Annotated in this window: 12 protein-coding genes; 7 read left to right on the forward strand and 5 right to left on the reverse strand. The window is 34.8% G+C overall.

Annotation, left to right across the window (positions count from 1 at the left end; genetic code table 11):
• Positions 1-53 precede the first annotated feature (53 nt).
• From accB to pdxA, 5 genes are all read right to left on the reverse strand, one after another.
• Positions 54-545 (reverse strand): acetyl-CoA carboxylase biotin carboxyl carrier protein, encoded by a 492-nt coding sequence (accB, locus tag ABD816_RS18440; RefSeq protein ID WP_344929896.1) that lies wholly within the window; start codon positions 543-545, stop codon positions 54-56.
• A 27-nt stretch (positions 546-572) separates the two neighbouring features.
• The gene (locus ABD816_RS18445) at positions 573-1,568 is read right to left on the reverse strand and encodes a beta-ketoacyl-ACP synthase III (RefSeq protein WP_344929897.1); all 996 of its coding nucleotides are present in this window, start codon (positions 1,566-1,568) and stop codon (positions 573-575) included.
• Positions 1,569-1,809: 241 nt separating this feature from the next.
• Positions 1,810-2,007: a 50S ribosomal protein L32 gene (rpmF, locus tag ABD816_RS18450; RefSeq protein WP_344929898.1), complete on the reverse strand. Its 198-nt coding sequence runs from the start codon at positions 2,005-2,007 to the stop codon at positions 1,810-1,812.
• 9 nt (positions 2,008-2,016) lie between these two features.
• Positions 2,017-2,556, reverse strand: a complete 540-nt coding sequence (locus ABD816_RS18455) for a YceD family protein (RefSeq protein WP_344929900.1) — start codon at positions 2,554-2,556, stop codon at positions 2,017-2,019.
• A gap of 172 nt (positions 2,557-2,728) precedes the next feature.
• Positions 2,729-3,802, reverse strand: a complete 1,074-nt coding sequence (gene pdxA, locus ABD816_RS18460) for a 4-hydroxythreonine-4-phosphate dehydrogenase PdxA (RefSeq protein ID WP_344929902.1) — start codon at positions 3,800-3,802, stop codon at positions 2,729-2,731.
• Positions 3,803-3,903: 101 nt separating this feature from the next.
• On the opposite strand from pdxA, the gene ABD816_RS18465 reads away from it, so the two are divergent.
• The 7 genes from ABD816_RS18465 to ABD816_RS18495 all read left to right on the forward strand — a co-directional run bounded on the left by ABD816_RS18465 (position 3,904) and on the right by ABD816_RS18495 (position 12,054).
• On the forward strand, positions 3,904-4,491 hold the full coding sequence (locus ABD816_RS18465; RefSeq protein ID WP_344929903.1) for a riboflavin synthase: 588 nt from the start codon (positions 3,904-3,906) through the stop codon (positions 4,489-4,491).
• A 17-nt stretch (positions 4,492-4,508) separates the two neighbouring features.
• A complete protein-coding gene (locus ABD816_RS18470) occupies positions 4,509-5,237 on the forward strand; it encodes a hypothetical protein (RefSeq protein ID WP_344929905.1) in 729 nt (242 codons plus the stop codon).
• A 93-nt stretch (positions 5,238-5,330) separates the two neighbouring features.
• On the forward strand, positions 5,331-5,981 hold the full coding sequence (locus ABD816_RS18475; protein WP_344929907.1) for a hypothetical protein: 651 nt from the start codon (positions 5,331-5,333) through the stop codon (positions 5,979-5,981).
• Positions 5,968-7,098, forward strand: coding sequence for an AAA family ATPase (locus tag ABD816_RS18480; protein ID WP_344929910.1), 1,131 nt, complete (start codon positions 5,968-5,970; stop codon positions 7,096-7,098). The genes ABD816_RS18475 and ABD816_RS18480 overlap by 14 nt, the downstream gene beginning before the upstream one ends.
• Positions 7,098-7,820, forward strand: coding sequence for a hypothetical protein (locus ABD816_RS18485; protein WP_344929912.1), 723 nt, complete (start codon positions 7,098-7,100; stop codon positions 7,818-7,820). The genes ABD816_RS18480 and ABD816_RS18485 overlap by 1 nt, the downstream gene beginning before the upstream one ends.
• 6 nt (positions 7,821-7,826) lie before the next feature.
• Entirely contained in the window at positions 7,827-10,325 is a 2,499-nt protein-coding gene (locus ABD816_RS18490; RefSeq protein WP_344929914.1) for a ribosomal protein L7/L12, read from the forward strand.
• A complete protein-coding gene (locus ABD816_RS18495) occupies positions 10,315-12,054 on the forward strand; it encodes a hypothetical protein (RefSeq protein ID WP_344929916.1) in 1,740 nt (579 codons plus the stop codon). The genes ABD816_RS18490 and ABD816_RS18495 overlap by 11 nt, the downstream gene beginning before the upstream one ends.
• The last annotated feature ends 315 nt before the right edge of the window (positions 12,055-12,369 follow it).

The following is a 12,369-nucleotide window of genomic DNA, read 5'->3' on the forward strand; positions in this document are numbered from 1 at the left end:
CTCCAAATACTATTATAGTATTTCGTTTTGTTAATTGGAATTTTAAAATTGGGTTATGATGGGTCTACTAAAAATAGAGGCTGATCAAACTCTACAGGAGAGGCGTCATCCACTAAAATTTTAACTACTTTACCAGAAACTTCACTTTCTATTTCATTAAAAAGTTTCATTGCTTCGATAATACAAAGGACATCTCCTTCTTTTATACTATCTCCAACTTCTAGAAAATTGGGTTTATCTGGAGAAGGCTTCCTATATAGTGTTCCTATGATTGGAGACTTTATAGTGATATATTTAGAATTGTCTTCTGCAGCATCAGTAGCAGCTGGAGTTACTGGAGTCTGAGACTCTACAGGTGTAACCACTGGTACTGGTTGGGCAGGAACCGCACTATTCACAGGTATTTGTTGAACAAAAGCTGTTTCTTTAGTATCTTCTGATCCGGTTTTAATGGTGATTTTTATATCATCCATTTCCAATTTAACTTCGCTAGCCCCAGATTTAGCCACGAATTTGATTAAATTCTGAATTTCTTTTAAATCCATAATGTTGGGTATTGTGTGTTTAATTGTTTAGGAATTGTAGGCCCATTTTAAAAAAATAGAACCCCAGGTAAATCCTCCACCAAAGGAAGCAAAAACCAGGTTATCCCCTTTTTTGAGTTGCTTTTCGTAATCACTTAGTAATAATGGTAATGTGGCTGAGGTTGTATTACCATATCGTTGGATATTCATAAGGACTTTCTTATGATCGAGTTCCATTCTATTGGCGGTAGCATCAATAATGCGTTTATTAGCCTGGTGTGCTACAAGCCAATCTATATCTTCTCCAACAAGGTTGTTGCGTTCCATGATTTTAGAACTGGCATCGGCCATATTAGAAACAGCATATTTAAATACAGTTTTTCCATCTTGTTGAACAAAGTGTTGTTTATTAGCAACAGTTTCTTCAGAAGGTGGTAGTAAAGATCCACCTGCTTCTATTTTCAGAAATTCTCTTCCGATACCATCAGAGCGCAAATATTCATCTTGTAATCCTAATCCTTCTTCATTAGGTTCAAAGAGCACTGCACCACCACCATCACCAAATATGATGCACGTCGTACGATCCGTATAATCTATAATAGAAGACATTTTATCGGCTCCAATTAATAGCACTTTTTTATACCTTCCCGCTTCTATATAACTGGCTGCTGTGGACATACCATATAAAAAGCTGGAACAAGCGGCTTGTAAATCGTAAGAGAAAGAATTAGTTGCACCAATTTGAGAAGCAGCATAGGCAGCAGTAGAAGCCACTAAAAGGTCGGGAGTTGCCGTAGCAAAAATGACCATATCGATTTCTTTTGGATCGATATTTCTCTTAGCAATTAAATCTTCAGCAGCTTTAATCCCTAAGAAGGAGGTTCCCTTATCAGGGTCTTTTAATATTCTACGTTCTTTGATACCTGTACGAGTGGTAATCCATTCATCGTTAGTGTCAACTTTTGTTGCTAATATATCATTAGTTAACACATAGTCCGGCACATAAGCGCCTACAGCTGTAATAGCGGCTGTGATTTTACTCATATCTTGATTTTAGTTTCATCTGAATCTTCTGTTTTCCTTAGTAAACAGGGATTAATATCAATAAATTGGGTGGCTCCATTTCACGAACAACAGAACAAAAACGGCTAAAAAGTCGTCGAAAATACTAAATTACATGCAAATATGGCGCAAAATAACTTGATTTTGACACATATTCAACTAAAAACAACAAAACTCTCACTTTTGTGAGAGTTTGTATAAAATTTTAACAGAAGAAAAAGGATTATGCCGCTTCCTCTTCAGTGTTGTCTATGATCACCTGACCACGGTAATATAATTTACCTTCAAACCAATGTGCTCTATGGTATAGGTGTGCTTCTCCAGTTGTAGGATCTGTAGCAATTTGTGGTACAGTAGCTTTATAGTGAGTTCTTCTTTTATCTCTTCTCGTTTTCGAGATTTTTCTCTTAGGATGTGCCATTTGTAGGTGTTATTTATCGTTTAATAAGTTTTTTAATTTGTCCCAGCGGGGATCTGTTTCCTCGCTATCATTTTCTAATGTTTCTTCTTTTAGACTTAATTCTTCTAATTTTTGTAGTATATCTGATTGTAATGTTCCATCTTCTACTCCCGGATGAACCCGTTTAGAGGGAACTCCTAAAACAATAAGCTCATAAATATATTGCTGAACGTTGATCTCATATTCTCCATACGGAATAATCAGGATTTCTTCGTTCTCATCATTATATACTTCTCCAAATTTGATAACCAGAAAAAAGTTATTACTTATTTCCAGATCAAATGGTTCATTAGTGACGTCACAATTCACATTAACAGTGCCCTTAGCTTTAAAATGAAGCTCGAACATCGTTGTTTTCTTAGTAAACTCTAAGTCAACTATTATTGCGGATGCATTAAAATCATCATACTCAAAATGTTCAAAGAACGCGTTTCCAATTTGATAATTAAACTGGTGTAATCCTTGCTTCAGCCCAACAAAAGGAATAGTAAACTCTTTTAGTGGTTTCATCTCATCATCAGTTTCGATTCTTTACCAATTTGGTAAAGGCGGGTGCAAAGATAACAAAAAAATAGTATGAAAGCGTTTTTGTAATTAAAATTATATCAGAAAGTTAGTCATTATTGATTTTTTTGACATACGTGATTTAGAGATCACTACTGCATTAGGATCAATGTAATAGCTATTTGTTATTTCTGTTTTTATATTGTGGTGGTTTACGAGGTTGTCTCTTTAATACATTTTTAGTAAGTTCTTGATATTCTTTTCGGTTTTTGAAGATTTCTATTGCAGAAAATACGGCTTCTTTAAAAGATCCTTCATCTGCCTTGTTTTTTCCTGCAATCTCAAAAGCAGTACCATGATCCGGAGATGTACGTATTTTAGTGAGTCCTGCGGTATAATTTACTCCTTTCCCAAAAGACAATGTTTTAAACGGGATAAGTCCCTGATCGTGATAAGAGGCTATAATCGCATCAAATGTTTTATAACCATCTGACCCAAAAAAGCTATCGGCCGCATAAGGCCCATATACTAGTTTACCTGATTCCTGAATCTTAAGAATTGTTGGCTTTAACACTTCTTCATCTTCTTTGCCAATGACACCATTGTCTCCACTATGAGGATTGATCCCTAATAAGGCTATTTTTGGTTTACTAATACCAAAATCTTGTTGTAAGGCCATGTAAATCGTTTTTATTTTTTGCTCAATCAACGCTGGTGTAATGGTGTTGGCTATATCTTTAATGGCTACATGATCGGTGAGCAGTCCCACCTTGAGCGTATCAGTAATCATAAACATCAAGCTGTTTCCTTCCAGCTCCTGATCGAGATAGTCGGTATGCCCGGGAAATTTAAAATCTTCTGACTGGATACTACTTTTATTAATGGGTGCGGTCACCAATACATCTACTTCATTCTTTTTAAGAGATTCAGTGGCAGCTTTCAATGATTTGATTGCATATGCCCCTATCGAGTGATCTTCTTGTCCAAAATTGATATTGACATTTTCTCTCCATACATTGAGTACATTTATTCTACCATCCAGAATTTCAGAAGTTTTATCTATACCGTGTAATTTAGGATTGATATGATACTGTTTTTTTAAAAAAGAAAGGATTTTTATAGATCCAAAAATGACAGGTGTACAAAAATCAAGCATTCTTGGGTCCTCAAATGTTTTTAGAATCACTTCACTGCCTATGCCATTAAGATCACCAATGGATATTCCAACTCTTATTTTTTCTTCTTTCTTCATTATAATCTACTTTATGCCTATTTTTGAAATCTGGCCTCCACTATATATACCAGGAAACTAGAAATTGTAAGATCACAAATTTAGCTAAATAATTTGCATTTATGTTTACAGGAATCATCGAAGAATTAGGAACTGTTGTTAATCTCGTCTCAGACAAGACAAATCTTGATATAACGGTACGTACTAATTTTACTTCAGAACTTAAGATTGATCAAAGTGTAGCTCATAACGGAGTTTGCCTTACTGTCGTCTCTATCCACGAGGATACATATACAGTTACGGCTATAAAAGAAACATTGGATAAAACAAATCTTACAAATCTTACTATAGGAAGTATCGTTAATCTAGAACGAGGAATGAAGCTTGGAGACCGACTGGATGGTCATATTGTGCAGGGTCATGTAGATCAAACAGCTATATGTACCTCGATAAGAGAGGCGGATGGGAGTTGGTATTTTACATTTGAATATGATCCGGCGTTACACAACATAACAATAGAAAAAGGTTCTGTCACTGTGAATGGCGTAAGTCTTACGGTTGTGAATTCACAAAAAAACGATTTTAGTGTAGCTATTATTCCTTATACATATGAGCATACTAATTTTCATACTTTTAGTCAAGGTACTGTGGTGAATTTAGAATTTGATGTGATTGGTAAATATGTAAAAAGAATTACAGAAATAGGGTAGCAGTAAAGTTATAGATGATGGCAAGAGGTATATGGGTGATAATAACGTGTGTGGTTTTTGCTTCATGTACCGATACGAATATTCTTTTTACGACTGATTTTGAAGATCAGCATATAGGGGAGTCCCCCGGTTTTCCATGGACTAAAATAGGTCGTGGTATTGTTGTGATTGATACAACAAAATCATATAGTGGAAATCAATCTGTTCATTTTACCACGGGAGAAGGATATGAGCAAGGTGCATTGATTGGTATTGATCATATTTTTCCTTTACCAAAGAATTCATACTATGGGAGTATGTATATGTACGTTCAGGAAGCCTCTCCTGATGGTATACACTGGACAATGATTCAAAGCTCAGGAAAAGTGCCTAACCAAAATTTCTCATCAGAAATACGATATGGAGGACAGCACAACAAGAAATTAATGGCCAATTATGATACTAAAGGAGTAAAAAGTGATTGTTGGCAGCATAGTGAGGAAAAAATTCCGGAAAAGAAATGGTTTAGAGTTCAGTGGTTTTTTGATGGGACTCAAGATCATATGAAATTATGGTTAGATGGTACATTGATAGAAGCTATTACAGTAAAAAAAGAAGGAGCAGGTTGTGTATCTGATGAAATTGCAAATCAATGGAAATTTCCTTTGATAGAAAATGTATTCCTGGGTTGGGTAGATTATCAAACGGGTGGAGGTCCACGTGAGGTGTGGATTGATGATGTCATAATTTCGACTAAAAAATTATAGAAGTAGAAGGGATCGGACACTTATATTTTTTTTAAAAAAAGGTAACATTTTGTAAGTAAGAGACACTAGTTAATAGAGAGGATGATAATCTAGATGAAAAAAAACTACTTTTTGCAAATGATTCAGGATGTGAGGCAACGGGAAACTGTGACCTTACATGCTAATATTCTTAAAATTGATGATGCTTCTGCCGAGCAGGTTATTGATTTTCTGAATCAGGAATATACTCAGGAGACTTTAGAATACTCTGGTGATGCTCCTCCATTTGACAGAGAGGCAGCGATTTGGGCTGCAAAAACAATCTATGTCGTTGCCCAATTAATACTATACCGGGAACATAAAGAAGCAGTATTAGCATCCCTATTACCGGATTTTAAGCAAGATATAACACCGGCAGCCATACTATCAGCTGATCTTTGTTTGCGATTTTTACCAGAAATGATCAAACAATTAAAAGCTTTTGATACAGAGGATGCCATCATTCCTTTATTAGATGATATTATGGTAGTGTGGCATTATTCTGGTGTTGACCATTCTCCGGATATAAGTTTACTGAATTTTAATACGATACAAAGAGATCGTTGTTTGCTTCAAATGTATACAGAGCGAATTATTCAGTATAAGAACATACAGTTGGCAAAACATACTCTGTTTTATCCATTGATAGCAGCCCAGTTAGGCGGTCTATCGGATGAGTTATGGAGTGATTTTAAGAAAATAACAGTTAGTGATGAACACAGTTAAAAAGTTAAATTCGGTTTTAGACTCCGTAAAAGCATCTTTTATAGGTAAGGATGAGATTATTGATTTATTAGGTATCAGCTTAGTGGCACGAGAAAATGCGTTTCTTTTAGGACCGCCGGGAACTGCTAAAAGTGCTATTATCCGATCCCTGTCAGATAGTATTAAAGGAGGAAAAAACTTTGAGTATTTATTGACTCGTTTTACAGAGCCTAATGAAATTTTTGGACCTTTTGATATCCGAAAACTAAAAGAAGGAGAATTAGTTACAAATACAGAAGGAATGATGCCAGAGGCAGCAATGGTATTTTTTGATGAAATTTTTAATGCCAATAGTGCTATTCTTAATAGTTTGCTGATGGCGTTGAATGAAAAAATATTCAGAAGAGGGCGCGAAACAAAAAAACTACCCGCCCTGATGTTTGTAGGAGCCAGTAATGTATTACCAGAAGACGAAGCATTAAATGCATTGTTAGACCGTTTTCTGATCCGTGTACGTTGTGATTATGTTGATACAGATGTGCTGGAAGAAGTGCTGATTGCTGGATGGAAGCTAGAGACCACTACTGCCAGTGAGAAACCATCGATTACGCCAGATGAGATTTTGCAATTACAACACGAGAGCAAAAAAGTGGATCTTTTACCAATAAGAAAGCAATATGTAGATCTTATTCATAACCTTAGAAATACGGGAGTTAATATATCTGATAGAAGAGCAGTAAAAGTTCAAAACCTGATGGCTGCAAGTGCTTTAATGTGTAATCGTACCGCAGCCAATGTATCAGATCTATGGGTATTAAAATATATATGGGATACAGAAGAGCAGATCGAAATATTAGCAGGGATTATTGATACTATTATCGAAAAAGATGATTCGCCCCAAGCGCACCCTCAGGCATTATTTAATAAAGTGCCTAATGCAGAGGAGCTTATAAAAGAGGTAACCCATCTCACTGACAGATGGCAAGCAACAGATTTGTCATTTGAAGAACAGAATGTAATCAAAGATAAATTGCGATATGTGCAGAATCGTAGTAATTGGATTAAAAATAAAGAACATAAACAACATATCCAGCAAGCCATAGAATCTTTATGGCAACTGATACTTAAGACCATTTAATGAATCCGGTATATTATTTATACATCAAAAAAGTATATAAAAATGATCTGGGAAAGATCAGGCATTGGGATACACTGACCGTTGCTTTTGATCAAGGAGATATTTGGGTGAGAGGGTTTGATGAGGTTCAGATAAACTCCATTGAAATAAAAGGGATACCTTATAAAAGCTTATTCTATGAAAAGGATGGTAAACTATATCTTTTACATAGCCAGTTGCCTGATCAACATATACCATCAGTATTATGGACGCCTATAGACAGAGCATTACCCATAGAACTTCCTGCATATAATCATAATTATTTTGGGAGTAAGGAGGCAATTAACATGCAATTGATACCTTCAGAAAACGAAAGAGAAACAGCGGCTGTAATATGTGCTGTAGATAGTTTACAACAGTATATAGAAACTGCTCCAGCCATACGATTAAAAAAATTAATGTGGGTGTTATTGAATAATAATGATGTATTGATAATTGGGACACCTGTTCTCCCTATCACAGGAACTGCCTATTGGAGACACTATGATTTTCTGATTCCTGCAGGTTATGATTTTGATTTGTCAATTTTTACAGAAATGTTACACCAGAAAATGAATGTTACAAAAGATACATATGTGATATGGAATACTAATAACACCTGGTTTTCAGTCCTAAAAGAAGTGTTACAACCACTTACCAGAGGATCATTTAGAATGACATTAAACAGATTTTCTGAACTATAAAGAGCTATGTTTTACGACTATTTTCAATCTTATGAAGATTATTTCTGGCAATGGGAAGACCAAACCACGGTGTTAGCCATTCCGGATGGTAATACTATTGCTTATAAGGAGCTTATTGTTCAGACACTGGATAAGCTTTCGCTACAGGGAATACCTCCTTTTGGGGCCTTAATAATGGCAATTATTGCTACAAATGCTACGGGAAAAACAGATATCAAAAAGATTGCTGAAATAGGAGATACAAAAAGACATTTTAGCGATGCATATGCATTTTTGAGTGTATTGACAGCGCTTCCAGAGACGTATAAAACAGGAGAAAAAAGAGTGCAAGTATTACAAGCGATATTTGAAGAATGCCATAATAGTATCTCTCATAAGAAGTCGCAACAAATCCTTATGGATTATAAATTAAAAAGATATAATAGTTATAAGCTTTCTGAAAAAGCGGTATTTAACCAATCTAACTTCAGTAAAGACTTACAGGTGATTAGTTTGTTGTATCGCAAGTATACTAGTGCACAACAGATTATTGATAAAATAGTCGCTTTGCCGGAGCTTGAGGAATCTATACTATTAGAAAAAGGGCAACACGCAGGAAAAGAAGATTCTGATCTGGTTTCACAATTGATTGAAGATGACCATACGTTTCAGGTAGGATCATTAATCAAAAGAATATGGGGAGGGTTACATATCCCAATTCATAATGCGCAACCTAGTCAGCAATCGCTGGGAGGTGTTTCTGATTTAACTAATAAGGGAGAATTTGATCAATTGTTGATATCAGAATATGCTAATGATGATCTTATATTTTTATCCAGATTGGCCAATCTCGAAGCATTGTATATGCAGCGCGAAGCTCCACCCACGGATACGGATCAACCCAGAATCATTTTGATAGATATTTCTTTAAAGAATTGGGGAACTCCAAAAACAGTTGCTTTTGCAATTATGTTAGCAATTGCCAAGCATCCCAAGGCTGTGATTGATTGTGAGGTATTTGCTATAGGAGCCACCTACTATCCAATTCAGATAAACACCATTGATGCTATTATAGAAGCTTTGCAATTATTAGATGGAAGCTTAAATGCTGCCAATGGGCTTGCTGAATTTTTTGAAAAAAATCCGAAGTATAAAAATCGGGAAATATTTGTAATCACAGAAACTTCTACATTAAAGCAGAGTGCGATGTTCAAGGTAGCAAATGAGTACCAGTCTGTTATCAAGTATTGGATTCATACAGATGGTGATGGGGGGATAGATCTGTATAGAAAACAGAAAAATAGCAAGAAGCACATCCAGCACTTACAACTACCACTCCAACAGCTCTGGAAAAAGAAGAAAAAGCGACTCCCGATTCATAAAAAAGAATTGTCTATCACAGCGTACCCAATTTTATTTAGAAATTCTCAAAAAATAAAAAAGTTTCTACAGGCTCAAAATGGAGAGATTTTTATAGTCACGGGAGAACGTTTGTTGCTGCGGTTCTTTGATAAATCAGCTAAGGTATATGAGAAAGGATGGGAAGTTATGTATGAAAATTTACCGATTATTGCAGGTGAATTTGAAATAGGGCTATTAGAAGACGGTTCGTATGTTCTACTCATTTTTGATCCCCAACATCGCAAAATCACAATTCTTAATATTAATACAGGGCATAAAAGTACCACTGTATTTAAAGAATGGAAATCGACAACCTGGAACAATTTTATATTTAGAGGTCAGAAATTTCATCATACCAATAATAAGGGTTCGTGGAGTATTGATACAGAAGGTGTTATTAAAAGTAGCGCAGTAAATCTCCAACAGGTTTATAAAGATCGTAGTAAAGAATTAGCCGCAGTAGCAAAGACACATTCCTATGCGAATAGTATTTTTAAAAATGTAAAAACGCTATTTATTAATCAAGACGATAAATTAGTGTTTAACGTACATCAATTGTATCTAAACCAGGGAAATCATATCAAGATTGATACAACGTACTCATTGCAACACAAAATAACTGCAAAACAACAAGATGTAGGGCGGTATGTATTTAATGATCATAGTGAGATCGAAATTAAACGATCTGGTATGATTATTCTAAGAAGTAGCAGTAGTGACATTCCTGATATTTATATTCCTTCATTACTCAATGCCTCACTTGGTGCTGCTACAAAAAATAAGTTTGCAGGAAATAATTATTATTACAAAACATCACAATACAGAATTATACTGGATCATCCTGGAACAAATAAACTAGAGGTCATAAAGATGGTAAAACACTATGATATTATAGGACTTGCAGATGCAAAAGAATTAGTTGATACCACTCCCAGCGAACTAAGAAATTTATATACAAAACAAAAAGCACAAGAAGCAAAAACAGCGTTAGAAAATATTGGAGCAAAAGTAACCTTAATTGCGAGCAGTACATCGCCTAATGAAATAGAAAGAATAAGTACAACATCATTTTTTAGCACTTATATAGACGGATTTGTACAACATATTATAGCTCATGAAATTTAAAATAAAACCCTTTCATAAAAATAGTTACCCATTAGGTGGATTGCTCATTAAGCATCCATCAATACAATATTGGATGCAAGAAATACAAGCATTGGGAGTACCTTTACATACATTCGATATTTATCCGATTCCCGGGATGCAACCTAATAGTGTCTGGGGATGTTTACTTATTTTTCATACCGAATTAAATACGTCTTTAGCGGGCAAACATCATGCATGTCAGCGAGTGTGTAAGCATCTTTTAATACCCGAAAAATCAATATACTACCCTGCAATAAAAAAAGTAGAATTGGATAAGATTTTTGGTGAGTTTCCGCACATCATACATCCTGATTTTGGACTCGTGGAGCTAAAGGAGACATTATCGATAACAGATATGCTAACCTTTCCAGAAGAAGTTTCTTCTTTTATTACCCAACCTAAAACTCCGGTTTTTATTCCCCATCAGATTAAAAGTTTTCAGGTTGCACCCATACCACCAGAAGAAGTACTAAAAAATTTAGAAGAGAAGGTTTTTCCAAAAGAAGAGAAATTAGAAGACAAGCCGTTAAGCATGCTCGAAAAAGGAAAATTATCTTTTTATAAATTACTTTTTAATACAAAAGAAGATGTTAATACAAAGGACAATACCGAAACTCGTATTGAAAAAACCGGGATTACTAAATTTATCCAGAGAGTTACTTCCGGTTTTTCTACAAAAGAAAATAACTGGACCAATAAGCTACAAGAGAATTTTGAAGATCTGGAACAACGTAACCGTAAGCAGATAGATAAACTATTAGATATGCTAAAAAATAATCCGGAAGAAGGGTTAAAGTATGCCATACCATTAGATGATCAAGGAACCGGTAGAGGAGGAACTACAGGAGCATTTAATTTATCAAAGCGATGGTTTGACTTTTCATTATCAGGAACTACCAGAGGATCTACATCTGGTTCAGGAGGGATTGATCTTGGCAATGATTTTAATACATTACAGAGTCAATATCATAGTACGGCCAGGGATTTAATAAAAAAAGGAGCGTATCATAAAGCTTCTTTTATTTATATGAGATTGCTTAAGAATTATATGCTGGCGGCCGAAACTTTGGAGGCGGGTGATTACTTTCAGGAAGCCGCATCTATATATTATATTCAGGCGAATAATAAAAGAAAAGCAGCAGAGTGTTATGAGAAAGCACACATGATAGAAAATGCTATTGATATTTATGAAGAACTTGGAGAAAACGAAAAAGTAGGAGACTTATATTTGGATATAAATAATAGAAAAAAGGCAACCGTTTTTTTTCAGAAAGTAGTAGAAGAATACCAACTAAAGGATCAATTTCTAAAATCATCCATTGTCCTGCGTCATAAAATACAAGATCCAGTAGCAGCGCAAAACAGTTTATTAGAAGGTTGGAGAAAAAATAAAGATGCCTTTAACTGTCTTAACAACTACTTTTCTAATATTGGTGATGAAAAACTTTTAAAAAATGAGATAGAGGCTATATATAAAGATGAGGTTACTGATACAAACATAACATCTTTCTTACAAGTAATTCAATACGAATACAGGAGAGATACTAAAAACGCAACCAGAATCCGCGAAATAGGCTATGAACTAATCGCAAAACAACTTGCTACTAATCCTTCTATAGTATCAGAACTAAAGGTTTTTAATCCCAAAGATAAAGAGTTACTAAAAGATATGATCCGATTTAAGTCAGGACGTAAGAAAGAGAAATAAATTATTTGATGACAATAGGGGGAAATGTTATATTTTTTAGGCACGAAAAATCAATAATATTTTTGCAACTGGTAAGTAGTATTACTTGTTTTTTTACACATACCACTATGAAGCTAATTACAAACAGGAGTTTATTAATTACTCCATCCTAAAGTAAAGCGTTTTGTTTAAGTAATTTGGATTATAAGGACACTATCCCATTAAGTGTGTAAGTTTAAAATAAAGAGGGTTTGACTTTTATTTAAAGTTGAACCCTTTCATCAAATATAGTTAAAAATTGATTTAAAATTATTCCCCAATTCCGAATAGGCATTG

The sequence above is a fragment of the Aquimarina addita genome (assembly GCF_039539305.1).
Lineage (GTDB): Bacteria > Bacteroidota > Bacteroidia > Flavobacteriales > Flavobacteriaceae > Aquimarina > Aquimarina addita.

Excerpts from the sequence above, each read along its gene's own strand:
- accB (WP_344929896.1), bottom strand. The coding sequence starts at position 545 with ATGGATTTAAAAGAAATTCAGAATTTAATCAAATTCGTGGCTAAATCT.
- ABD816_RS18445 (WP_344929897.1), bottom strand. The coding sequence starts at position 1,568 with ATGAGTAAAATCACAGCCGCTATTACAGCTGTAGGCGCTTATGTGCCG.
- rpmF (WP_344929898.1), bottom strand. The coding sequence starts at position 2,007 with ATGGCACATCCTAAGAGAAAAATCTCGAAAACGAGAAGAGATAAAAGA.
- ABD816_RS18455 (WP_344929900.1), bottom strand. The coding sequence starts at position 2,556 with ATGAAACCACTAAAAGAGTTTACTATTCCTTTTGTTGGGCTGAAGCAA.
- pdxA (WP_344929902.1), bottom strand. The coding sequence starts at position 3,802 with ATGAAGAAAGAAGAAAAAATAAGAGTTGGAATATCCATTGGTGATCTT.
- ABD816_RS18465 (WP_344929903.1), top strand. The coding sequence starts at position 3,904 with ATGTTTACAGGAATCATCGAAGAATTAGGAACTGTTGTTAATCTCGTC.
- ABD816_RS18470 (WP_344929905.1), top strand. The coding sequence starts at position 4,509 with ATGGCAAGAGGTATATGGGTGATAATAACGTGTGTGGTTTTTGCTTCA.
- ABD816_RS18475 (WP_344929907.1), top strand. The coding sequence starts at position 5,331 with ATGAAAAAAAACTACTTTTTGCAAATGATTCAGGATGTGAGGCAACGG.
- ABD816_RS18480 (WP_344929910.1), top strand. The coding sequence starts at position 5,968 with ATGAACACAGTTAAAAAGTTAAATTCGGTTTTAGACTCCGTAAAAGCA.
- ABD816_RS18485 (WP_344929912.1), top strand. The coding sequence starts at position 7,098 with ATGAATCCGGTATATTATTTATACATCAAAAAAGTATATAAAAATGAT.
- ABD816_RS18490 (WP_344929914.1), top strand. The coding sequence starts at position 7,827 with ATGTTTTACGACTATTTTCAATCTTATGAAGATTATTTCTGGCAATGG.
- ABD816_RS18495 (WP_344929916.1), top strand. The coding sequence starts at position 10,315 with ATGAAATTTAAAATAAAACCCTTTCATAAAAATAGTTACCCATTAGGT.